The sequence below is a fragment of the Sphingobium cupriresistens genome (assembly GCF_004152865.1).
GTDB classification, from domain to species: domain Bacteria; phylum Pseudomonadota; class Alphaproteobacteria; order Sphingomonadales; family Sphingomonadaceae; genus Sphingobium; species Sphingobium cupriresistens.
In genome coordinates, this window is record NZ_SEOO01000022.1 from 28263 (window position 1) to 51501 (window position 23239).

At 66.2% G+C, this 23239-nt stretch carries 16 protein-coding genes; 12 read left to right on the plus strand and 4 right to left on the minus strand.

Annotation, left to right across the window (positions count from 1 at the left end):
- The first annotated feature begins 135 nt into the window (after positions 1–135).
- From EWH12_RS13775 to trxA, 7 genes are read left to right on the plus strand one after another with little or no spacing between them, the layout of a single operon-like run.
- Positions 136–2472: a sensor histidine kinase gene (locus EWH12_RS13775; protein WP_129926953.1), complete on the plus strand. Its 2337-nt coding sequence runs from the start codon at positions 136–138 to the stop codon at positions 2470–2472.
- Complete coding sequence (tsaE, locus tag EWH12_RS13780) at positions 2465–2923, plus strand: tRNA (adenosine(37)-N6)-threonylcarbamoyltransferase complex ATPase subunit type 1 TsaE (RefSeq protein ID WP_129926954.1); 459 nt, start codon at positions 2465–2467, stop codon at positions 2921–2923. Before EWH12_RS13775 ends, tsaE begins: the two co-directional genes overlap by 8 nt.
- On the plus strand, positions 2920–3906 hold the full coding sequence (locus EWH12_RS13785) for an aminoglycoside phosphotransferase family protein (RefSeq protein ID WP_066602027.1): 987 nt from the start codon (positions 2920–2922) through the stop codon (positions 3904–3906). The genes tsaE and EWH12_RS13785 overlap by 4 nt, the downstream gene beginning before the upstream one ends.
- Positions 3903–4613 carry a nucleotidyltransferase family protein gene (locus EWH12_RS13790; RefSeq protein WP_129926955.1) on the plus strand — a complete coding sequence of 237 codons (711 nt, stop codon included), beginning with the start codon at positions 3903–3905 and terminating at the stop codon, positions 4611–4613. Before EWH12_RS13785 ends, EWH12_RS13790 begins: the two co-directional genes overlap by 4 nt.
- The gene (addB, locus tag EWH12_RS13795; RefSeq protein ID WP_129926956.1) at positions 4606–7575 is read left to right on the plus strand and encodes a double-strand break repair protein AddB; all 2970 of its coding nucleotides are present in this window, start codon (positions 4606–4608) and stop codon (positions 7573–7575) included. Before EWH12_RS13790 ends, addB begins: the two co-directional genes overlap by 8 nt.
- Positions 7556–11029, plus strand: a complete 3474-nt coding sequence (gene addA, locus EWH12_RS13800) for a double-strand break repair helicase AddA (protein ID WP_129926957.1) — start codon at positions 7556–7558, stop codon at positions 11027–11029. Before addB ends, addA begins: the two co-directional genes overlap by 20 nt.
- A gap of 26 nt (positions 11030–11055) precedes the next feature.
- Positions 11056–11376 carry a thioredoxin TrxA gene (trxA, locus tag EWH12_RS13805; protein WP_066602036.1) on the plus strand — a complete coding sequence of 107 codons (321 nt, stop codon included), beginning with the start codon at positions 11056–11058 and terminating at the stop codon, positions 11374–11376.
- A gap of 54 nt (positions 11377–11430) precedes the next feature.
- Here trxA and EWH12_RS13810 read toward each other — a convergent pair whose 3' ends face one another.
- From EWH12_RS13810 to EWH12_RS13825, 4 genes are read right to left on the minus strand one after another with little or no spacing between them, the layout of a single operon-like run.
- Complete coding sequence (locus EWH12_RS13810; RefSeq protein ID WP_129926958.1) at positions 11431–12039, minus strand: glutathione S-transferase family protein; 609 nt, start codon at positions 12037–12039, stop codon at positions 11431–11433.
- An 11-nt stretch (positions 12040–12050) separates the two neighbouring features.
- Positions 12051–12845, minus strand: coding sequence for an inositol monophosphatase family protein (locus EWH12_RS13815; RefSeq protein WP_422917735.1), 795 nt, complete (start codon positions 12843–12845; stop codon positions 12051–12053).
- The gene (argJ, locus tag EWH12_RS13820; protein ID WP_129926959.1) at positions 12845–14071 is read right to left on the minus strand and encodes a bifunctional glutamate N-acetyltransferase/amino-acid acetyltransferase ArgJ; all 1227 of its coding nucleotides are present in this window, start codon (positions 14069–14071) and stop codon (positions 12845–12847) included. The genes EWH12_RS13815 and argJ overlap by 1 nt, the downstream gene beginning before the upstream one ends.
- Before the next feature lie 32 nt (positions 14072–14103).
- On the minus strand, positions 14104–15651 hold the full coding sequence (locus tag EWH12_RS13825) for an ArnT family glycosyltransferase (RefSeq protein ID WP_242496058.1): 1548 nt from the start codon (positions 15649–15651) through the stop codon (positions 14104–14106).
- Between the two features lie 257 nt (positions 15652–15908).
- Here EWH12_RS13825 and secA point away from each other — a divergent pair, with 257 nt between their 5' ends.
- The 5 genes from secA (at position 15909) to kdpB (ending at position 23233) form a co-directional block, all read left to right on the plus strand.
- Positions 15909–18644 carry a preprotein translocase subunit SecA gene (gene secA, locus EWH12_RS13830; protein ID WP_129926960.1) on the plus strand — a complete coding sequence of 912 codons (2736 nt, stop codon included), beginning with the start codon at positions 15909–15911 and terminating at the stop codon, positions 18642–18644.
- A 127-nt stretch (positions 18645–18771) separates the two neighbouring features.
- The gene (locus EWH12_RS22485; RefSeq protein WP_066605272.1) at positions 18772–19128 is read left to right on the plus strand and encodes a PilZ domain-containing protein; all 357 of its coding nucleotides are present in this window, start codon (positions 18772–18774) and stop codon (positions 19126–19128) included.
- Between the two features lie 249 nt (positions 19129–19377).
- Positions 19378–19467, plus strand: coding sequence for a potassium-transporting ATPase subunit F (locus EWH12_RS13840; RefSeq protein WP_082679110.1), 90 nt, complete (start codon positions 19378–19380; stop codon positions 19465–19467).
- A gap of 16 nt (positions 19468–19483) precedes the next feature.
- The gene (gene kdpA, locus EWH12_RS13845) at positions 19484–21187 is read left to right on the plus strand and encodes a potassium-transporting ATPase subunit KdpA (protein WP_129926979.1); all 1704 of its coding nucleotides are present in this window, start codon (positions 19484–19486) and stop codon (positions 21185–21187) included.
- Positions 21188–21199: 12 nt separating this feature from the next.
- Positions 21200–23233 (plus strand): potassium-transporting ATPase subunit KdpB, encoded by a 2034-nt coding sequence (gene kdpB / locus EWH12_RS13850; RefSeq protein WP_129926961.1) that lies wholly within the window; start codon positions 21200–21202, stop codon positions 23231–23233.
- Positions 23234–23239 lie beyond the last annotated feature (6 nt).

Below are 23239 nucleotides of genomic sequence, written 5' to 3' on the forward strand. Positions count from 1 at the left end.
AGACGCCTCCCCCTTTTTCATTCCGTCCAACCGAAATCTTTGCATCGCGCGCTTCCCGCTGCCGCCGACTTGGGATAGTCGGGATCGACTTATGGACAGGGACATGCAGGTGCGACGGGCCGGAGGGGTTATGTCATGACGACATTGTCCCCCTATGCCGCGATCATTTTCGGCGGGGTGCTGGCCGGGTGGCTGGGCGCGGCCGTATGGGCGCTCGTCAGCGGCCAGAGGATGCGGCGCGAGGGCACCCATGCCCAGGGTAAGCTCGACCGGCTGACCATGTTGCTGGCGTCCGCGCCCGCCGCGCCGATCATCATCCACCCCGACGGGCGGCTGGAAGCGGCTGATCGCCTGGCCAAATGGCTGGGTAAGCCGCGTGTCCCGACTTTCGCGTCCGAATTGACCGCGCCCGATGGCGGGCTGGAGCCGGAAGACGCGACGGCGCTGGCGCAGGAGATCGCTTCGGCCCAGCGCGCGGGCAAGAGTTTCGCCCTGCCGGTGCGGGGCCTTGGATCGTCGCGCCTGCTGCTGGTGCGCGGCGCGCCAGCGGGACCGGGCATCGCGGAGAGCGGCGGCGTCATCCTGTGGATTTTCGACGCGACCGACAGCCAGGCGGAAATCCAGTCGTTGCGTGGCCATGTCGAGCAATTGCGCGACGCGCTGGAGGCGCTGGCGGGGCTGGTCGAGGCTGCGCCGTTTCCGATGTGGCACCGCACCCCCGACCTGCGCCTGAGCCTGGTCAACAGCGCCTATGTCCGTGCGGTTGATGGGCAGGGGGCGGGCGATGTCATCGCCCATGGCGCCGAACTGGTCGAAACCGTTGCCGGCCTGACGCCGCAAGCCGCCGCGGCCGATGCGATCGCCCGCGACGAGCCGGTCGAACGCATGGTGCCCGCGACGATCGATGGCGAACGGCGCACGATGCGCGTGGTCGATGTCCCGCTGGGGGCCGCGGGCGTAGCCGGCTATGCCGTCGATCAGCATGAACTGGAACAGGCGCGGGTCGAACATCGGCGGCTGGAGGCGGCGCAACGCGACCTGCTCGACCGCCTGTCGGCCGGTGTGGCGCGTTTCGGCCCCGATCGGGCGCTACGCTTCTGGAACCAGCCCTTCATCAGCCTGTTCGGCCTGCATCAGGATGCGCTGGCCGACGCCCCGCCGTTCGAGCGGGTGCTGGACCAGATGCGCGATGCGCGGCGATTGCCCGAACATCGCGACTTCCCCGCCTGGGGCGCGGAACGGCGGCAGTGGTTCCTGTCGCCTGCGCCGCTGGAGGAAAACTGGCTGCTGCAGGACGGCACCCATTTGCGCGTCTACGCCCAGCCGCTTCCCGATGGTGGCCTGCTGCTGATCTTCGAGGACCGCACGGAGCAGGTCAATCTGTCGAGCGCCCGCGACACGCTGTTGCGGGTCCGCACCGCGACCTTCGACAATTTGTTCGAATCGATCGGCGTCTTCTCGTCCGACGGGCGGTTGCAGATGTGGAACAGCCGCTTCCGCACCATATGGGGCGCGAATGAGGAGTTGCTGGCCGGCCACCCACGCATCGACGATCTGATGCGTGCGGTACAGGCGAAGCTGGCGAAGCCGGAACAGGCCAATCTGGTGCGGGCGGCGACGGTCGAGCGCAAGCAGCGCATGGGCCATGTCGGCTTTGCAGACGGGCGCATCTTCGAGTTCGCTGCAATTCCTCTACCCGATGGCAATGCGCTGTTCACCATGCTGGACGTCACCGACAGCCGCCGGGTCGAGCAGGTGCTGCGCGACCGCAACGAGGCGCTGGAGCAGGCAGACAAGGTCAAGACCGCCTTCGTCACCAATATGAGCTATGAACTGCGCACCCCGCTGACGACCATTTCCGGGTTCGCCGAGATGATGAGCGCAGGTTATGCGGGGGAACTTAGCCCGTCGGCCGCCGAATATGTCGATGGCATCCTCAAAAGTACGGCCCGCCTGTCGATGCTGATCGACAATGTGCTGGACCTGACCCAGGGCGAAGTCGGTACGCTGCCGATCGATCATGTCCGCGTCGACCTGGCCACCGTGGTGCGGGCCAGCGCCAGCCGGATGATGATGGATGCAACCGCCAAGGGCATGGACATCGACATGACGTTGCAGGACAGTCTGGGCGCGGTTCAGGGCGACGCCCGGCGGATCGGCCAAGCGATCGATCATCTGCTGGAAAATGCGATCCGCTATTGCGGCAAGGGCGCCCGCATCCTCCTTCATGGAGACGGCGTGGCTGACAAGGCGCGGATCGTCGTGTCGGACAATGGCCCTGGCATTGCGGCCGGGCAGCAGGCGGCGATCTTCGATCCGGCGGCGCGCGCGGGACAGGCGCGCAACGGCGGCCGGGCGGGGATCGGCCTGCCGCTGGCGCGGCAATTGGCGGAAGCGCATGGCGGCACGTTGCAACTGGTGTCGGAAGCCGGGCAGGGGACCATGGCCGTGATCGAACTGCCGCGTGGCTGAGTCGGTCGTGGACCTTGACGGTGAATCGGCGATGCTGGACCTGGGCCGGCGGATCGCCGTCCATGCCCGGATCGGCGATGTGATCGCGCTGCAAGGAGGGCTGGGTGCAGGCAAGACGACGCTGGCGCGGGGTATCCTCGAAGCATTGGGGCTGGAGGGCGAAGCGCCCAGTCCCAGCTTCGCCATCGTCCAGCCCTATGACGTGCCGGAGGTGCGCCTGCCGGTTGCCCATGTCGATCTCTACCGGCTGGACGATGCGGCCGAAGCCGAGGAACTGGCGCTGGGCGACTATCTGATGGACAGTCTCCTCATCATCGAATGGCCCGACCGGCTGGGCGATGCCCTGTGGCCCCACGCCCTGCGGTTGAGCATCGACTTTGCAGGCGATGACGCGCGGCGCTTGACAGCGGACGTGCCGGACGCTTGGACGGAGCGATGGTCACAGATATGATCCCACCCGCCGCCGCGCCCGCCTTCCTCGCCGACGCGGGATGGAGTGACGCCGCCATCGTACCGCTCGCCGGCGATGCGTCATTCCGCCGCTATTTTCGCGTGCTGGACGGCGGCCGTCGCGCCGTGCTGATGGATGCGCCGCCACCGCATGAAGACCCGCGCCCGTTCATCGCCATCGCCGAACATCTATTGGCCGATGGTTTCGCCGCACCGCGGATATTGGCGCGCGATCTGGAGCAGGGCCTCGTTCTGATCGAGGATTTCGGCGACCTGCGGGTCAAGGAACATCTGGACGCCGATCCGGCCGAGGAACGGGCGACCTACGCCCGTGCGATCGACCTGCTCGCCGACCTGCATCGCCTGCCCGCTGCGCAAGTGCCGCCCTATGACCGGGCCGTCTATCAGCGCGAGGTCGGGTTGCTGACGGAATGGTATTGCCCGGCGATCGGGCTGGATGTCGATGCCGATGGCTATGTCAGCGCCTGGGACGCGGTGCTGCCGCTCGTGGAGCAGTCGATCAGCCCGACGGTGACGGTGCTGCGCGATTATCATGCCGAAAATATCATGCTGATCGATCGCGACTCTTCGCATGGCCTGGGCCTGCTCGATTTTCAGGATGCGCTGGCGGGCCACCCGGCCTATGATCTGGTATCATTGTTGCAGGACGCCCGGCGCGATGTGCCGATCGAGGTCGAGGCGGCGATGCTGGCCCATTATAAGGCGATCGCCAACCCGCCCGCCGATTTTGACGCCGCCTATGCGGTGCTGGGTGCGCAGCGCAATGCCAAGATCATCGGCATCTTCACCCGGCTGTGGAAGCGCGATGGCAAGCCGCGCTACCTCTCTTTCCTGCCGCGCATGTGGGGATTGCTGGAGCGTGACCTGACCCATCCGGCGCTGGCGCCCGTCGCCGCATGGTTTGCCGCCAACATCCCTGCCGACCAGCGCCATGACGCGCTGCAAGAGTTCGCGCCCGCATGATCGACACCGCCATGCTGATGGCCGCCGGGCTGGGCAAGCGGATGCGTCCGCTCACCGCGACCCGGCCCAAGCCGCTGGTGAAGGTGGCTGGCAAGCCGCTGATGGACCACGCATTGGACCGGCTGGAAGCGGGCGGTATCAAGAAGGTTGTGGTCAACGTCCATTATCTGGCCGACACGGTCGAAGCGCATCTGAAAGCGCGGAAATGCGGGCTGGATTTCGCCATATCGGACGAGCGGGCCAAGCTGCTGGAAACCGGCGGCGGCCTGATCCGGGCGAAGCCGCTGCTGGGCGACAAGCCCTTCATCTGCGCCAATAGCGACAATTTGTGGATCGACGGGCCGCAGGAAACGCTGGCCATGATGCAGCGGATATGGAACCCGGAGCGGATGGACGCGCTGCTGCTGCTGGTGCCGCTGGCGCGCGCCAATTGCCACACTGGGCCGGGCGATTTCCACATGGATGCCAATGGCCGGTTGAGCCGGCGCAAGACCGCCTATGTCGCGCCCTTTGTCTTTACCGGGGTTCAGATATTGTCGCCGTCGATGCTGGTCAATCCGCCCGGCGATATGTTTTCCACCAATATCTTCTGGAACCGCGCGATCGAGGCCGGGCGGCTCTACGGGGTGTCGCATCAGGGCCTCTGGTTTGACGTCGGCACGCCCCAGGCTATTCCGGTGGTGGAGTCGATGCTCGCTCATGGGTGAGAAGACGCGCCCCGCGCTCTTCACGATACCCGCGCATCGCGCCTTCGCCGACGCGCTGGCGGCGGGATTGCTGGCGCGGCATCGCGGTGATCCCATGGCGCTGGCGCAGGCCATGGTCCTGCTGCCCAACAACCGTGCGATCCGGGCGGTGAGCGACGCCTTCGTCCGGCAATCGGGCGGTGGGCTGCTGCTGCCCCGGCTGGTCGCGATCGGCGACCCCGATCTGGGGGAACAGGTGGGCGGCGCGCTCGACCCGCTGGGGGAGGCCGACCCCGTCCCGCCGGCGATCGCACCGATGCGCCGCCAGATGATCCTGGCGCGCATGGTGCAGGATGCGCAGCCGGGTATCGATGCCGGACAGGCGCTGCTGCTGGGACAGGCGCTGGGCGCGGTGCTGGACCAGATGCAGGTGGAGCGCGTGCCGATGACGGCGTTGCGCACGCTGGCGCTGTCGGACGAACTGTCAAAGCATTGGCAGACGTCGCTGACGATGTTCGAAATTTTGATCGCCCGCTGGCCCGGCGAACTGGCGCGGACCGGGTGCATCGACCTGGCGGATCGGCGCAACCAACTGTTCGATCGGCTGGCGGCGCGCTGGAAAGACCATCCGCCGTCAGGCTTCGTCGTCGCGGCGGGCCTGTCGACCACCGCCCCCGCCGTCGCCAGCCTGCTGCGGCGGATCGGCGCGATGCCCAAGGGCATGGTGGTGTTCGCCGGCCTCGACCAGCATATGGACGATCCGGCATGGCAGGCGATCGGGCCGTTCGATCCCGATCCCCTCACCGGCCGCGTGCCGCAGGGCCATGAAAGCCATCCCCAATATGCGCTGAAGCGCCTGCTCGACCGCATGAGTGCGACACGGGACGATGTCGCTTTATGGCGCTGGGGCAGCGAGCATGATGCGCGGGCGGTGCGTGGGCGCAACATCTCCAACGCGATGCTGCCGCCCAGGCTGACGAGCCGCTGGCGCGACCTCAAGACCGCAGACCGGTCGCTGGCGGGGGTCGAGGCGCTGGAAGTGGCGACGCCGGGCGAGGAAGCGCAGGCCATCGCCATCGCGCTGCGCGAGGCGCTGGAGACGCCGGAACGCACCGCCGCTTTGGTCACGCCCGACCGGCAACTGGCGACGCGGGTGTCGGCGCATCTGCGGCGCTGGGGCATCGAGGCGGACGATACAGCGGGTCTGCCGCTGTCGCGCCTGCCGCCCGGCACGATGCTGATTGCCATGGCGCAGGCGGTGGCGGAACGCTTCGCGCCGGTGGCTTTACTGACCCTGCTCAAACATCCGTTGGTGATGCGGGGCGAGGCGCGTCTTACTTGGCTGGAGGGGGTGCGCGCGCTCGACCTGCTGTTGCGCGGGCCGCGGCCGCAGGCGGGGTTGGTCGGCATCGACCTGCTGCTGCATCCGCGCGCGGACGACCGGCAGCGAGTGTTGCGCGAGCAGATGCGCGATTGGTGGCCGACGGCGCGTGCGTTGCTGGAGCCGCTGGAAAGCGCCTTTGCCGCTGCTGCCGACCTGGGCGGACAATTGGCGGCGCTGCGCGAACAGGCCGGCGCCCTGACCAACGATGCCGTCTGGGCCGGTCATCAGGGCCATGCCGCCGCCGACCTGTTCGCCGAGATGGAAGCCGCCGCGCCCGAAGGCCCGCGGCAGGCCGATCCGCGCGCTTTGCCGGTGCTGCTCGACCATATGCTGGGCGGCGTATCGGTGCGCCCGCCCCAGGGCGGCCATCCGCGTATCAGCATATTGGGCCTGATCGAGGCGCGGCTGACGCAGGCGGACCTCATGATCCTGGGCGGCCTCAACGAAGGCACATGGCCGGGCCTGCCCTCGCCTGATCCCTGGCTCGCCCCGCGCATCCGGCGCGAACTGGGGCTGCCTGGGCTGGAGACGCGCATCGGCCTGGCCGCGCATGATTTCGCAGGGGCGCTGGGCGCGCCGCATGTCCTCATCACCCGCGCGCGGCGGGGCAGCGGTGGGCCGGCGGTGGCGTCGCGTTTCTGGCTGCGGCTGAAGGCGATGGCCGGGCCGCAATGGAAGACGGCGGACCGCTATGCGGCGCTGGCGCAGGCGATCGACGCGCCGGGCCGGCATAGTCCCGCCGACCGTCCCGCGCCCGCGCCGCCCGCTTCCGTCCGGCCGAATGTTATCCCGGTCACCGATGTCGATCGGCTGAAGGCCGACCCGTATGCCTTCTATGCCAAGCGGGTATTGCGCCTCAATCGGCTCGATCCGGTGGATGCCGATGCCGGCCCGGCCTGGCGTGGGACAGCGGTCCACGATATTCTCCAGCGCTGGGCGGAGGCCGGGACGCTCGATCCCGCCGATCTGGAAGCGCGCGCCCGCGCCATGTTCGACCAGCCCGAAGTCCATCCGTTGCTCAAAGCATTGTGGCAGCCGCGCCTGATCGAGGCGATCCGCTGGATCGCGGCGCAGGTCGCCAGCGACAAGGCGGAGGGGCGCACCATATTGGCGGTCGAGAAGGAGGGCCGCGCCGACATTGCGGGCGTCACCCTGATGGGCAAGGCCGACCGGATCGACCGGCTGGCCGACGGGCGTATCGGCATCATCGATTACAAGACCGGCAAGCCGCCCAGCGCGCGGCAGGTCAAGGCGGGCTTTTCGCTGCAACTGGGGCTGCTTGGCATCATCGCGGAGTTGGGCGGGTTCGAGGGGCTTGGCCCGCAACCGCAGGCGGGCGACTTCGAATATTGGTCGCTCGCCAAGAAGGGCGACCAGTTCGGCTATCGCGAACGACCGGTCGATCCGATGGGCAAGCGCGACAAGATCGTCACCGACCAGTTCACCGCGCACGCCCATGAACATTTCGAGGCTCTGGCGGACACCTTCCTGCTCGGCGCCGCGCCATTTCGGGCGGAGATCAACCCCGAAGTCGCCAATTATGGCGATTATGACCAGCTCATGCGGCTGGAGGAATGGTATGGCCGCGACGATGGCTAAGACCCGCGCGCTTCAGAAATTGCTGGGCGATCAGGCGCGCGCCGCCGCGCCCGACGCCCATGTCTGGCTGTCGGCGTCGGCCGGGACCGGCAAGACCCATGTGCTGACCGCGCGCGTGTTTCGCCTGCTGCTGCAAGGGGTGCGGCCGGAAAATATCCTCTGCCTCACCTTCACCAAGGCGGGCGCGGCGGAAATGGCCGACCGTATTCACGATCGCCTCGCCGCCTGGGTGCAGATGGAAGAGGTCGACCTGTTCAACGACCTGGAGGCGCTGGACGAAGAGTCCGGGCCTGAGGCGCGCGACTATGCCCGGCGTCTGTTCGCCGAAGTGCTGGAATCGACCGGCGGCGGGCTGCGCATCCAGACCATCCATGGTTTTTGCCAGCAATTGCTGACCGCTTTTCCGCTGGAGGCCGAATTGACGCCGGGCTTCCGCCCGCTCGACCAGCGCGAACAATCGAGCCTGGCGCGCCAGACGCTGGCCGACATGGCGGTGCGTGCGCATGACGGGGACGACGCAGCGCTGATCGGCGCATTGCAGGCGATCAGCCTGCGCTTGGGCGAGGGCGGGGCCGAACAGTTTCTGTTGCGCTGCGCGGCGACGGGCGACGCGCTCGATGCGCTACCGGAGGCGATCGGGCCTTGGCTGGCGCAGGAACTGGAGCTGCCCGAAGGCGATATCGATCAATGGCTTGCCGACCAATGTTCTGACACGATGTTCGACATGCGCACGCTGGACGGGATCGTGCGCGCCAATGTGGAATGGGGCAAGGGCCGGGGGCTGGAGCGGTGCGATCGCATCGCTGCGTGGCGCGCGCTCGATCCGGCCGGGCGGGCGGCGACGCTGGGCGATCTCCATCGTGCCTGGAGCAAGGCGGACGGAGACCTGATCGACGCCAAGGGCTGGGTGCCGCCGATCGACGGTTACATCGAGATGGCGGCGCGGCTGTACGACAGGTGCGGCGCGCTGATCGCGATGAAGTTGCGCGCCGACTACGCCGCGCTGCTGGGTCAGGCGCTCCATGCCGGGCGGGCCTATGCGCGTGATTATGCCAAGGCCAAGCGGCTGGCCGGCGCGGTCGATTTCGACGATCTGATCGCGCGCACCGCCGCCTTGCTGGAACAGCCCGGCATCGCCGAATGGATTCGTTACAAGCTGGACCAGCGGATCGACCATATATTGGTGGATGAGGCGCAGGACACCAATATCCGACAGTGGCAGATTGTAGCCGCTTTAACGTCCGAATTCTTCGCTGGCGAAGGCGCAAAGGGCGACAAAGTCAGAACTGTTTTCGCCGTCGGCGACTTCAAGCAAGCCATTTTCGGCTTTCAGGGGACTAGTCCCGCCGAGTTTCGCGCGGCCCGCATAGCTTTTTCGCGATATGCAGATGAAGCTGGGCATGATTTCTTCAACCTGTCGCTCGACCAGAGCTTTCGCTCGACGCCCGCCGTGCTGGAGGTGGTGGACCGCACCATCGCCACGCTGCGCGCCGAACGGCTGGGTATGGACGCGGGTGAGGTGCGCCATGTCAGCGCCAATCGGCATCCGGGCGAAGTGCAATTGTGGAAGCCAGTCGTCGCGGGCCTGTCCGAAGATGCCGAGGGCGAGGAGGATTGGGCGGCCGATCAGGAGCGGGTGCTGGCCGGCAAGATCGCGCGGCAGATCAAGCAGTGGATCGACGATGGGCTGATGCTCGAAAGCCGGGGGCGGCCGGTGCGCGCGGGCGACATCATGATCCTGGTGCGCCGCCGCAGCGAACTGGCGCGGCTTATCGTCGCGCGGCTTTATGAGGAGAAGGTGGCGGTGGCCGGGATCGACCGGTTGCGGCTCAACGCGCCGCTGGCCGTGCGCGACCTGCTCGCCGCATTGCGCTTTGCGGTGCAGCCGGAAGATGAGCTGAACCTGGCGTCCCTGCTGGTATCACCGTTGATCGGCTGGACGCAGGACGAACTGATGGTGCGGCTGATCGGCCGCAAGATCGGTGCGGGTCTGTGGCGACATCTCCAGCAGACGATGGACGATGCTACGCTAAAACCGCTGCGCGATCTGCTGGCGGTGGCGGATTTCACCACGCCCTATCGCTATCTGGAGGCGATATTGTCGGGGCATATGGACGGGCGGCGGCGGCTGGTCGAGCGGCTGGGGACCGAGGCCGCCGATCCGATCGAGGAATTGCTGAACGCCGCGCTTGCGTTCGAAAGCGACGATCATCCCTCGCTCCAGCGCTTCATCGACTGGTTCGACCGGGGCGAGGTGGAGATCGTCCGCGATGCCGCGGCGCAGGGCGACATGCTCCGGCTGCTGACCGTGCATGGCGCCAAGGGTTTGCAGGCGCCGATCGTCATCCTGGCCGACGCCTGCCTCGACCCCGATGCGGGCAACCGGTCGGACTCGCTGCTGTGGAACGGCCTGCCGATCCTGGCCCCGCGCAAGCCCGAACGGCAGGGGCCGATCGGCGACGTCGCCGAAGCGGCCGCACAGGTGGAGCGGGAGGAGCATTGGCGGTTACTCTATGTCGCGCTGACCCGTGCAGAAGAGAAGCTGATCGTCGCCGGGTCGCTCGGCCCCCGCGCCAAGGGGGAAGTGAAGCCGGAAAGCTGGTATGCGGCGGTCGAAGGGGCGATGATATCGCTGGGCACGGACTGGGAGGCCGATCCGCTATGGGGCGGGGTGCGCCGCTGGCGCGGGACGGAGCAACTGGAGCCGCGCAAGGCGGAGGCGGAAGAGGCGCGCGCGTCGATGCCGGTCGTCCAGCCCGCATGGCTGCGCGAACCGGCCCCCACCGAATCGCGCCCGCCCCGGCCGCTCGCGCCGTCCGCCCCAGTGGAGGATGACGTGCCCTATCCGCCACCGACGCAGGCGATGCGGGCCGCGGCCGAACGCGGGCGCTGGCTCCACGCGCTGTTTGAACGGCTGCCCGACCTGTCCGCCGAGCGGCGACGCGATGCGGCGGATCGCTGGCTGGTCCAGCAGGGCGTGGGCGATGCGGCGCAGCGCCATGACCTCATCGACCAGGCGATCAGGGTGATCGAAGCGCCGGATTTCGCGGCCCTGTTCGGCCCCGATGCGCTGGCCGAAGCGCCGATCGCGGCCGTGGTGGGCGAGGCGGTGATCGCCGGCACCGTCGACCGGCTGTCTATCGGCGCGGATCGCATCCAGTTGGTCGATTTCAAGACCGGGCGGATCGCGCCGCTGACCCTGGCAGAAGTGCCAACCGCCCATATCCGGCAGATGGCCGCCTATGTCGCGGCGCTGGGCGTGATCTTCCCCGACCGGACGATCGAGGCGGGGCTGCTCTACACCAGCGCGCCGCGCCCGATCGTCCTGCCGCCCGCGGTGCTGGCGGCGCACAAGCCGGGCCTCGCGCCGTTTGCGGCGCAGAAGCCCGACTATCTGCCCGCGCAGGAGAATTTGCCGCTCTCACCCGTTGAGCGGGATGCGCACCCGTCCTAGATACGCTGCAACATAAGGAGATACTCATGGCCACCAAGGCAGTTACCGACCTCAGCTTCCAGGATGACGTCATTAATTCGGACAAGCCCGTCCTCGTCGATTTCTGGGCCGAATGGTGCGGGCCGTGCAAGATGATCGGCCCGGCTCTGGAAGAAATTTCCGAAGAACTGGCCGACAAGGTGACGATCGCCAAGATCAACATCGACGAAAATCCCGATGCGCCGGGCCAATATGGCGTGCGCGGCATTCCGACGATGATCCTGTTCAAGAATGGCGAAGCGGCCGCGACCAAGGTCGGCGCCGCGCCCAAGAGCGCGCTTAAGGGCTGGATCGAAAGCGTTCTCTAATGCTCATGCGGTCGTGCCGGGCCGAACGGTCTGGCACGACCGGCACAGCCGGCCCTATGTCAGCGGGATCATCACCGACTGGGCATAGGCCGGTCGCGTGCGCAGCCGGTCGTACCAGCCACGCACATGCGGCACGTCGGGCCGCTCCATGTCGAGCGTGAAGAAAGTGTGGGCATAGACGCCCATCGGCACGTCCGCGACACCGAAAGCGACACCTGAAAGCCATGGTTGCACTGCGAGCGTGCGGTCCAGGATTTTCATGGCCGCGCCCGATGCCGCCGCAGACGTGGCCAGCAACTGTCCATCTCGCTGTTCGGGCGTGCGCCGCACCAATTGCAGGAACGCATCGCGCTGGGCGTCGGCGAAGGCGAATTGCCAGTCCATCCACTTGTCGCCCTGCGCCCGCTCCGCCGGATTGGCGGGCCACAAGCCAAGGGCGTAACGCGCCGCCAGATAGCGCAGGATCGCGTTGGATTCCCACAGCATGACGTCGCCATCCTCGATCGTGGGGATCAGCGCATTGGGGTTTTTCGCCAGATAGTCCGCGCTCATGCCGAACGCGCCGCCGACATCGTGGCGGACATAGGGCAGGCCGATTTCGTCCGCGAACCAGGCGACCTTCTTCACATTATGCGAGTTCAACCGGCCCCAGATCGTCAGCATCGCATATCCTTCTAACCGAACAGCGTCGCCGCCGCCTTGTCCCACAGCCGGGCCGATGAAGCGCCCATCAACCCGCGCCGCAGGTCGCCCACGACATAGGGCGTGCCGTCGGTGCGCTGGCAGCAGCCGCCCGCTTCGTTGACGAACAACGTGCCCGCCGCATGATCCCAGGGCAAGGTCCGCGCGAACACCGACACGTCGTTCTGCCCCAGCACCAGCCGCGGATATTGCTCCGCGGCGCAGCGGGGAATGTCCACCAGCATGAAGCTGGCCTCCGACCTGCGCACCATGTCGGCGCGTTCCTCGGCCGACATGAAGAAGGTCGCCAGCGCCGCGATTGGCAGCGCGCCGCCCGTTTCGCGCGCCTGCACCTGGCTGCCATCGACATGACTGCCGCCGCCCAGCATCGCATGGCACAGCCGCCCGGTCAGCGGATCGAGTATCCAGCCCGCCAGCGTCGCGCCGCCATCGACCAGTGCGATGATGATGCCGAAGGGAGATTTGCCCGCGGCGAAATTGCCGGTGCCGTCGATCGGGTCGATGATCCAGTTCAGCCCTTCGCCCGCCCGGTCGAGGATCGCCGGGTCGGCGGCGCAGGCTTCCTCGCCGATGATCCCGGCTTCGGGCAGGAGGGCGGACAAGCCTTCAGCCAGCCGCGTTTCGCTTTCCTTGTCGGCGATGGTGACAAAATCGTTCGTCGCCTTTTCGCTGATCTCGTCGCTGGCCAGATTCTGGTAGCGCGGCATGACGATGTCGCGGCCCACCGATCGCATCAGCGCCACGACGGGATCATGCAGTTCCAGCATCAGCTGCGATAATCCGCGTTGATCGAAATATAGCCGTGGGTCAGGTCGCAGGTCCACACCTGCGCCCGGCCTTCGCCCAGCCCCAGGTCGACGCCGATCTGGATGTCCTGTCCTTTGAGATGCGCCGACACCGGGGCTTCGTCATAGCCCTCGACCGCCAGGCCGCCAGTCGCCACCTGCGTCGCGCCGAAGCGGATCGACAGTGTGTCGCGGTCGGCGGGTTCGCCTGCCTTCCCGACCGCCATGACGACGCGGCCCCAATTGGCGTCTTCGCCGGCAATCGCAGTCTTCACCAGCGGCGAATTGGCGATGGAGAGGGCGATGCGATGGGCGCTGGCGTCGCTGTCCGCGCCTTCGACTATGATGTCGATGAACTTGGTCGCACCTTCGCCATCGCGCACCACCAGATGGGCGAGTTGGCGGCAGAGGTCGCTGAGCGCGGCCTGGAAGGCGTCCGCCCCGGCATCGTCCATGCTGGCGATCGGCGCATGGCCCGCCTTGCCGGTGGCGAAGGCCAGCACGGTGTCGCTGGTCGACGTGTCACTATCGACCGTGATGCAGGAGAAGCTCTTGCGGTTCGCCGCCGACAGCATCTGTTGCAACAGCGCCGGTTCGATCGCCGCGTCGGTGAAGATATAGCCCAGCATCGTCGCCATGTCGGGCGCGATCATGCCCGATCCCTTGATGATGCCGACCAGTTCGACCCGTATATCGCCGATCATCGCCGACACATGCGCGCCCTTGGGATAGGTGTCGGTCGTGCCGATCGTGGTCGCGGCCTCTTCCCAGCCGCAGGGCGTGGCGGTGAAGGCGGCTTCCAGTCCGGCTTCGGCCTTGTCGATCGGCAGTGGCACGCCGATCACCCCGGTCGAGGAGACGAAGATGTCCGATGGCAGGCAGGCGAGATGATTGGCGACCTTGGCCGCGATCGCTTCCACCGCGGCGCGGCCGCGATGGCCGGTGAAGGCGTTGGCGTTGCCGGCATTGACCACCAGCGCGCGCGCCTGCCCAAGCGGAATGGCGTCCCGGCACCATTCGACTTCGGGCGAGGGACATTTGCTCTGGGTCGTGACGCCCGCAACGGCGGTGCCCGCGTCCAGCTCGACATAGGTAAGGTCGCAGCGATCCCAATTCTTGTATCGCGCGCGGGCGACACGCAGCGTCACGCCGTCGATGGCGGGCAGATTCGGGAATGAAGCGGGAGCAAGGGGGGAGCGGTCGGTCATGGCGCGCGAAATGCGTCAAAATCGGGCATGGGTCAATCTTTCCGCGACACCAGGAGTTCTGGCGCGCGGAGATATAAACGCCCCACGCCATCCGGCATCGCCACCATGCGATAGCCCCGCTGGCGGGCATAGGCGACCAGTGGGTCATCGGGGCGGAGCGGCAATTTGCGGGTGCCGCCTTCATAGCCGGTCAGGATGGCGGCGGGCGGATCGCGGTCCATGTCGGAGAGCGTGGCGGGGATCATGGCGTGGACCTGTCGCGCCAGCACCGGCCCCATCGTCCATCCGGTGCGCCAGGCGAAGGGACCGGGGGCGAAGCGCGGGTCGAGGGTGAGGCCGCTGCCCAGGATCATATGCGGCGACAGGGTGGCGACGTCGTCGCCCTGGCCCATGGCGCGCACGCTCGCCCCGGCCCAGCGCGCGGCGGCGTCCGCCTCCAGCACCGGCGATCCCGTGCGCAGCATCGCCACGACATGCCGGGTGGCCGCCAACATGCCGGGAATCGCGGCGAGGCAAAGCAGGCCGAGCAGCGCCTGACGCGGCGCGAACGACCAGCGCCGTGCGTCGTCGAACAGATAGCCGAGCGCCAACGCCAGCGGCGGCAACAGGGGCATGACATATTGCACCTGCGACGGCGTGGGCAGCGCCGCGCCGATCAACGCGCCCCCGGTCATCCAGATCGCCAGCCGCCGTCCGGGCGAGCGCACACGCCGACGGGTCATGATCCAGTTGGCCGATAGCAGCAGCAGCGCGGCGAGCGCCGGTCCCTTCCACAGATATTTGAGCAGGTCGGTCAGCTTTTCGATCGTCGCCAGTTCATCGAACGCGCCGTTGGCGGCGTACCAGGCGTGCGGCGCGGTCGCGCCGAAGGTCAGTACGCCATAGAAGAAGGCGTCCGGGGCCAGCGCCCAGGCGACCAGCATCGGCGTCATGCCCGCCATCGCGCCCACCGCCAGCCAGCAGGCGGCGCGCAGGCCGCAACGGCCGCCCGCGCTGATGACGAACAGGCCGGTCATCAGCCCCAGCGGGGCGAAATTCAGCTTGGTCGCGATGGCGAGGCCGAACAGCGATCCGGCCGCGAACCAATAGCGGGGCGTGCAATGGCGCAGCGCAAGCAGGCTGACAAGCAGCGCCATGGACGACAGCAAAGTCGGCAGCATGTCGTTGCGCACCACCGCGCCGGTGAACTGGAAGGCGGCGGTCGCCCCAACGAGCAAGGTTGCGATTGCGGCGCTATCGCGCGAAATGCCCGCGATACGCTGGCCCGCCCACAGAGTTGCAACAGTGCAAAGGGCGGTGGCAGCCGTGGCCAGCCGCATCGCCACGACCATATGATCGGGAAACAGCAAGGTTAGCGGCGCGAAGGTCCAGCTATGCAAAGGCGGCTGAAGATACAGAAAATCGTGGAAGATCAGCAGGCGACCGCCAAAGTAGGCGCCGGCGACATATTGGCTTTCGTCATGGTCGAACGGAGTCGCGATCGCGGTCAGGCCGAACCAGAGGATCAGCGCCATCGCCACCAGCGTGGCGACCGGTAGAGCGCTGCTGGGCGCGCGCGCCAGGACGATTGAACGATACACTATGCGACCCTTGCTCTTGTCGCGCTCTTGTGGCGCAGCTTGCGCGAAGTGCAAAGCCTTCGCGTTGGCATGACGCCACCGCCCGTTCAAAGCCCCCTGACTAATACCCCCTGGCGTGATTATGTGACGGCCCAGCGACAGACTGGGTTAAGCCGCAGTCTGATTGACTAAAGGATGTGCCGTGCCTAAATCGCGGCGCATATCCGCGCGCGCTCCTGATGAGGGGGTTCGTGCCCCTTACGAAATTAGGAAATCGCATGTTCGGCGCACTCGCCAAGTCCATCTTCGGATCGTCCAACGAACGCTATGTGAAGTCGCTGGGCAAGACCGTCGACCAGATCGCCGCCTTCGAACCGGCGATGCAGGCCATGAGCGACGAGGAACTGGTCGGCCAGACGGCGAAGTTCCGCGAACGGCTGGCCAATGGCGAAACGCTTGACGCGCTCCTGCCCGAAGCCTTCGCCACGGTGCGGGAAGCCGGCGTGCGGGTATTGGGGATGCGGCATTTCGACGTGCAGATGGTGGGCGGCATGGTCCTCCATCGCGGCGAAATCGCCGAAATGCGCACGGGCGAGGGCAAGACGCTTGTTGCGACGCTCGCCACCTATCTGAACGCGCTAGAGGGCAAGGGCGTGCATGTCGTCACCGTGAACGATTATCTGGCCAGTCGCGACTGCGAATGGATGGGCCAGGTCTATCGCTTCCTGGGTCTGACCACCGGCGTCATCGTGCCGAACATCAGCGAAGACCAGCGGCGCGAAGCCTATGCCGCGGACATCACCTATGCGACGAACAACGAGCTGGGCTTCGACTATCTGCGCGACAATATGAAATATGATCGCGCGTCGATGGTCCAGCGGCCGTTCAACTATGCGATCGTCGACGAGGTCGATTCGATCCTGATCGACGAGGCGCGCACGCCGCTCATCATCTCCGGCCCCACCGACGACAAGTCGGAGCTGTATGTCGCGGTCGACGCGATCGTGAAGCAGTTGGTCGACGAAGATTATGAGAAGGATGAAAAGCAGCGCACCGTCACGCTGACCGAGGACGGCACCGAGAAAATCGAGCGTCTGCTGGAAACCGCCGGGCTGCTCCAGGGCAGCAACCTCTATGATTTTGAAAATACGCAGGTCGTGCATCATGTGAACCAGGCGTTGCGCGCCGTGGTGATGTTCCGCCGCGACATCGATTATATCGTCAAGGATGGCAAGGTCGTCATCATCGACGAATTTACCGGTCGTATGATGGACGGACGCCGCTGGTCGGACGGCCTGCACCAGGCGGTGGAAGCCAAGGAGGGCGTCCAGATCGAGCCGGAGAACCAGACGCTGGCGTCGGTCACCTTCCAGAATTATTTCCGAATGTACCCCAAGATTTCGGGCATGACCGGCACCGCGTCGACCGAAGCGACCGAATTCTACGAAATCTACAAGATGAACGTCGTCACCATCCCGACTAACAAGCCGGTGCAGCGGGTGGACGAACAAGACAGCTTCTACAAGAATATCGAGGACAAGTTCCGCGGCATCGCCCGCACGATCAAGGAACATGCGGAGAAGGGCCAGCCCGTGCTGGTCGGCACCGTGTCGATCGAAAAGTCGGAAATGCTGTCTGAGTTCCTCAACCAGGACGGCGTGCCCCACGCGGTGCTGAACGCCCGCTTCCATGAGAGCGAAGCGCACATCGTGGCGCAGGCGGGCCGCAAGGGCGTGGTGACGATCGCCACCAACATGGCGGGTCGCGGCACCGACATCCAGTTGGGTGGCAATCTGGAACTGCGCGTTGAGGACGAATTGCGCGACATGGCCGAAGGGCCGGAGCGCGAGGCCGCGATCGAGCGCATCCGCGCCGAAATCGCCGCCGAAAAGGCCGAAGTGCTGGCGGCGGGCGGCCTGTTCGTGCTGGCGACCGAGCGCCACGAAAGCCGCCGTATCGACAACCAGTTGCGCGGTCGTTCGGGCCGTCAGGGCGATCCGGGCCTGTCGCGCTTCTACCTCAGCCTTGACGACGACCTGATGCGCATCTTCGGCCCGGATACGATGTTCGCCAAAATGATCCGCTCCAACCTGGAGGATGGCGAGGCGTTGCCCCCGTCCAAATGGCTGAGCAAGGCGATCGAGACGGCACAGCGCAAGGTCGAGGCGCGCAATTACGATATCCGCAAGCAGGTCGTCGAATATGACGACGTCATGAACGACCAGCGCAAGGTCATCTACGAGCAGCGCGCCGACATCATGGATGCCGATACGGTGGACGACGTGGTCGCCGACATGCGCCGTGAGACGGTGAACGACCTGGTCGGCGCATCTTGCCCGCCCGGCACCTATCCCGAACAATGGGACATGGACCGGCTCAAGGCTCGCACCGCCGAGATACTGGGCCTGGAGCCGGACTTCGACGCTTGGCTTGCCGAGGATGCGGTCGATCCCGAACTGATCGAGGAGCGGCTGTCGGCGATGGCCGACGACGCCGTCGCGGACAAGGTCAGGGAGGTCGACTCGTCCGACTGGCACATGATCGAGAAGTCGATCCTGCTCCAGAGCCTGGACCATCATTGGAAGGAGCATCTCTCGACGCTCGACGCGCTGCGCCAGGTGGTGCATCTACGCGCTTATGCGCAGAAGACGCCGATCAACGAATATAAGCAGGAAGCCTTCGCCCTGTTCGAACGGATGCTGGAGAATATCCGCGAGGACGTGACCGGATCGATCGCGCGCGTGCAGTTCCGCATGGATGAAGCGCCCATGCCGCAGTTCGACCTGCCGGTGCTGCCCGATTTTATCACCACTCATATCGATCCGTTTTCGGGCGAGGATAACAGCGCCGACATCGACGGCGGCAGCTTTGGCGGCCTCACCACCACCATCCCGCGTGCGCCGGTGGGTACTGGCCAGCCCGGCGAGTTCGCCAATCTCGACATCAGCCGCAATGCCCCTTGCCCCTGCGGTTCGGGCGAGAAGTATAAGCACTGCCACGGCGCGCTGGCCTGAATTGACCGGGGCGGGCAAGGTCCGCCCCTTTGCGGCCAACCGATCGTTAACCAGCCGGCTTAGTCTTTTCGCAACTTCGCCCGCCGAAAATGGCCTGACTCCGGGGGGCATACCGGGAGAGATGGCGATGGATAGCATTTCCTATCGGGCGCGGGTCGAACGCAGGCGCGAAAGTCGCTTTGCTACGGAAGTCGGCGGAATGTTGCACTGGGATGGCGTTAGCCAGCCTGTGACCATCCGCAATATCTCCATCTATGGGGCGCTCGTCGCCGGAACCTGGCTCCCGACGCTCGGGGAGCGGGTCACGCTGATCGCCGATGGGCTGGAAGTATGCGGCACAGTGATCTGGGAAGGGCCGGACCGCTGCGGCCTGTTGCTCAGCCGCGCGGTCGATCCGCTGGCCGTCATCGCCGAAGCGCGCGTCCATGCGGCCGATCATCCGCCGATCACGCTGCATCGCATCGGCCCCGGCACCTACGCCTGAAGGCGCGGCCTGCGCCTGACGCATAAAATCATACGCAAATACTATGCGGGCGACGCGCTCCTCCTCTCGCATTCCACCGCGCCGACCGCCTAATTGACGTCCCGTAGCCGATCCTGCCGCCTTCCGCGGCGACGGCGTGCGGGAGAATTTTCATGCAGGACATCCTCTGGATCGGCCTCACCCTGGGGCTGGCGGCGGCGAGCCTTGGCTATGTCGCGCTTTGCGACCATGTATGAGGGGACAGCCATCATGACCCTAGACCTCTGGTTCGCAGCGATCGCTGCGCTAGGCCTTCTCGCCTATCTCGCCGCCGTGCTCGCACGGCCCGAACGCTTTTAGGGGGAGGGACGACATGATGACCCTCCAGGGATGGCTGCTGATCGCGGCCTTTGTCGGCATATTGCTGGCGCTCACGAAGCCGGTCGGGCTGTGGCTATTCGCTTTGTATGAAGGGCGGCGCACGCCGCTGCATACGGTATTCGGCCCGGTCGAGCGGGGCTTTTATCGCCTGGCGGGGATCGACCCGGCGCAGGAGCAGGGCTGGCGGCGCTATGCCGTGCATATGCTGCTGTTCAACCTCGTGCTGGCGCTCTTCACTTACGCGGTGCTGCGCTTGCAGGGGTGGCTGCCGCTCAATCCGATGGGTTTTGCGGGCACGAGCGAACATCTGGCGTTCAACACCGCCATCAGTTTCACCACCAACACCAACTGGCAGAGTTATGCGGGGGAATCGACGCTATCGAACCTGTCGCAGATGCTGGGGCTGGCGATCCATAATTTTCTGTCGGCGGCGACCGGTATCGCGCTCGCCTTCGCGCTGTTTCGTGGCTTCGCCCGGCGGAGCGCCACGACGATCGGCAGTTTCTGGGCCGATATGACGCGGGTGACGCTCTATCTGCTCCTGCCGCTGTGCATCCTCTACGCGCTGTTCCTGATCGCTAGCGGCGTGCCGCAGACTTTGGCCGGGTCGGTCGATGTGACGACGCTGGAGGGCGTGAAGCAGGTGCTGGCGCTCGGCCCGGTGGCGAGCCAGGAAGCGATCAAGATGCTGGGCACCAATGGCGGCGGCTTCTTCAACGCCAACAGCGCCCATCCGTTCGAAAATCCGACCGCGCTGACCAATTTCGTCCAGATGCTGTCGATCCTGGTCATCGGCATGGGCCTGACCTTCACTTTCGGCAAGGCGGTCGGCAATACCCGGCAGGGCTGGGCGATATTGGCGGCAATGCTGACGATCTTTCTGATCGGCGTCACCATCACCTATTGGCAGGAAGCGGCCGGCAACCCGATCCTGCATGGCATCGGCGCTACGGGTGGCAATATGGAGGGCAAGGAGGTGCGCTTCGGCATCGCCGCCTCGGCGCTCTTCTCGGTCGTCACTACGGCGGCAAGCTGCGGCGCGGTCAATGCGATGCACGACAGTTTCACAGCGCTGGGCGGCATGATCCCGCTGTTCAACATCCAGTTGGGCGAAGTCGTCGTCGGCGGCGTCGGCGCGGGCATATACGGCTTCTTGCTGTTCGCCATCCTGGCGGTGTTCGTCGCCGGGCTGATGGTCGGGCGGACGCCCGAATATGTCGGCAAGAAGATCGAGGCGCGCGAAGTGAAGCTGGCCGTGCTGGCCATCGCGGTGCTGCCGCTCGTCATATTGGGCATGACCGCGATCGCCAGCGTCACGCAGGCGGGCCTGGCCGGGCCACTGAACAAGGGGCCGCACGGATTTACCGAAATCCTCTACGCCTTCACCAGCGCAGTCGGGAATAACGGGTCGGCCTTTACAGGCCTTACCGCCAACACGCCCTTCTATAACGGCCTGTTGGGGGTCGCGATGTGGATCGGCCGTTTCTTCATCATCGTGCCGATGCTGGCGATTGCGGGCGGGCTGGCAGCCAAGAGCCATACGCCGGAGACGGCCGGCAGCTTCCCCACCACCGGGCCGCTCTGGACCGGGCTGCTGATCGGCATCGTGCTGGTGGTGGGCGGCCTGACCTTCCTGCCCAGCCTCGCCCTTGGCCCCGTCGCCGATCATCTCGCGATGATCCACGGCCAGACCTTCTAACGGAGCATCCTCATGGCACGCACCGCGTCCAAATCGCTCTTCACCGCCGACCTGATCCTGCCTGCGGTTGGCGACGCCTTTCGCAAGCTTGCCCCGCGCGCACTGATCCGCAATCCGGTGATGTTCACGACCGCTATCGTTGCGGTGCTGCTCACCATCCTGCTGGCGGTGGGGCAGGACAGCCTGTCCCTTGGCTTCAAGCTGCAACTGGTCGTCTGGCTGTGGCTGACCGTGTTGTTCGGCACCTTTGCCGAAGCGCTCGCCGAAGGGCGGGGCAAAGCGCAGGCCGCATCGCTGCGCGCAACCAAGGCCGAACTGACCGCCAAGCGGCTGAAGAAGGACGGCGACGCCTTTGACGGCGTCCCGGCCAGCGCGCTGCGGATGGGCGACGTCGTGCTGGTCGAGACCGGCGACCTGATCCCGTCCGACGGGGAGGTGGTATCGGGCGTCGCGTCGGTCAACGAAGCCGCCATCACCGGCGAGTCCGCGCCGGTGATCCGCGAGGCGGGCGGCGATCGGTCCGCCGTCACCGCCGGCACCCGCGTCATTTCCGACCGGATCAAGGTGCAGGTGACGGTCAATCCGGGGCAGGGTTTCCTCGATCGGATGATCGCGCTGGTCGAGGGGGCAGAGCGGCAGAAGACGCCCAACGAGATCGCGTTGACGCTGCTGCTGGTTGGCCTGACCACCATCTTCCTGATCGCGGTGGCGACCATCCCCAGCTTTGCCCATTATGCCGGCGGGGCGATCCCAGTCGCGGTGCTGGCGGCGCTGTTCATCACACTCATCCCCACCACCATCGCGGCGCTGCTGTCCGCCATCGGCATTGCCGGCATGGACCGGCTGGTACGGTTCAACGTGCTGGCCAAGTCGGGCCGGGCGGTCGAAGCGGCGGGCGATATCGATGTGCTGTTGCTCGACAAGACCGGCACGATCACCGTGGGGGACCGCCAGGCGACCGAGTTTCGCACCGTCGGCGGCGCCAGCCAGGCGCAACTGGCGGAGGCCGCATTGCTCGCCAGCCTGGCGGACGAGACGCCGGAGGGCCGGTCGATCGTGCTGCTGGCGCGCGAGCGCTTCGGCCAGACGGCGCAGGCGCTGCCGCAACGCGCGGAGGTCATCCCCTTCACCGCGCAGACCCGCATTTCTGGCGTCGAGACAGGCGGCACACGGATTATCAAGGGCGCCGTGGATTCGGTCATCAGGGCTCTGGGCGACAATCCGGTTGCTGAAGAGATGGAACTGCGCCGCATCACCGACGAGATCGCCCGCGCGGGCGGCACGCCGCTGGCGGTGGCGCAGGATGGCCGGTTGCTGGGCGCGATCTTCCTGAAGGATATCGTCAAGGCGGGCATCCGCGAGCGGTTCGGCGAATTACGGCAGATGGGCATTCGCACCGTCATGATCACCGGCGACAATCCACTGACCGCCGCATCGATCGCGGCCGAAGCAGGCGTGGATGATTTCCTCGCGCAGGCGACGCCGGAGGACAAGCTGGCGCTGATCCGCAAGGAACAGCAGGGCGGACGGCTGGTTGCGATGTGCGGCGATGGCACCAATGACGCGCCGGCGCTGGCGCAGGCCGATGTCGGCGTCGCGATGAACACCGGCACCCAGGCGGCGCGCGAGGCGGGTAACATGGTCGATTTGGACAGCGACCCGACCAAGCTGATCGAGGTGGTGGGGCTGGGCAAGCAACTGCTGATGACACGCGGGGCGCTGACCACCTTTTCGGTCGCCAATGACGTCGCGAAATATTTCGCGATTATCCCGGCCATGTTCGTGGCGCTCTACCCCGGCCTTGGCGTGCTAAACGTCATGGGGCTGGGCACGGCGCAAAGCGCGATCCTGACCGCGATCATCTTCAATGCGCTGGTTATTCCCTGCCTGGTGCCGTTGGCGCTCAAAGGCGTGACCTATCGGCCGATCGGCGCGGGGCCGCTGCTGGCGCGGAACCTGGCCATATATGGTTTGGGCGGACTGGTCGCGCCGTTCGTGGGGATCAAGCTGATCGACATGGCCGTCAACAGCCTCGGCCTCGTCTGATCGAAA

Bases quoted from the DNA above. Each gene is read 5' to 3' on its own strand.
- EWH12_RS13775 (WP_129926953.1), top strand. From the start codon at position 136: ATGACGACATTGTCCCCCTATGCCGCGATCATTTTCGGCGGGGTGCTG.
- EWH12_RS13785 (WP_066602027.1), top strand. From the start codon at position 2,920: ATGATCCCACCCGCCGCCGCGCCCGCCTTCCTCGCCGACGCGGGATGG.
- EWH12_RS13790 (WP_129926955.1), top strand. From the start codon at position 3,903: ATGATCGACACCGCCATGCTGATGGCCGCCGGGCTGGGCAAGCGGATG.
- addB (WP_129926956.1), top strand. From the start codon at position 4,606: ATGGGTGAGAAGACGCGCCCCGCGCTCTTCACGATACCCGCGCATCGC.
- addA (WP_129926957.1), top strand. From the start codon at position 7,556: ATGGCCGCGACGATGGCTAAGACCCGCGCGCTTCAGAAATTGCTGGGC.
- trxA (WP_066602036.1), top strand. From the start codon at position 11,056: ATGGCCACCAAGGCAGTTACCGACCTCAGCTTCCAGGATGACGTCATT.
- EWH12_RS13810 (WP_129926958.1), bottom strand. From the start codon at position 12,039: ATGCTGACGATCTGGGGCCGGTTGAACTCGCATAATGTGAAGAAGGTC.
- EWH12_RS13815 (WP_422917735.1), bottom strand. From the start codon at position 12,845: ATGCTGGAACTGCATGATCCCGTCGTGGCGCTGATGCGATCGGTGGGC.
- argJ (WP_129926959.1), bottom strand. From the start codon at position 14,071: ATGACCGACCGCTCCCCCCTTGCTCCCGCTTCATTCCCGAATCTGCCC.
- secA (WP_129926960.1), top strand. From the start codon at position 15,909: ATGTTCGGCGCACTCGCCAAGTCCATCTTCGGATCGTCCAACGAACGC.
- EWH12_RS22485 (WP_066605272.1), top strand. From the start codon at position 18,772: ATGGATAGCATTTCCTATCGGGCGCGGGTCGAACGCAGGCGCGAAAGT.
- EWH12_RS13840 (WP_082679110.1), top strand. From the start codon at position 19,378: ATGACCCTAGACCTCTGGTTCGCAGCGATCGCTGCGCTAGGCCTTCTC.
- kdpA (WP_129926979.1), top strand. From the start codon at position 19,484: ATGACCCTCCAGGGATGGCTGCTGATCGCGGCCTTTGTCGGCATATTG.
- kdpB (WP_129926961.1), top strand. From the start codon at position 21,200: ATGGCACGCACCGCGTCCAAATCGCTCTTCACCGCCGACCTGATCCTG.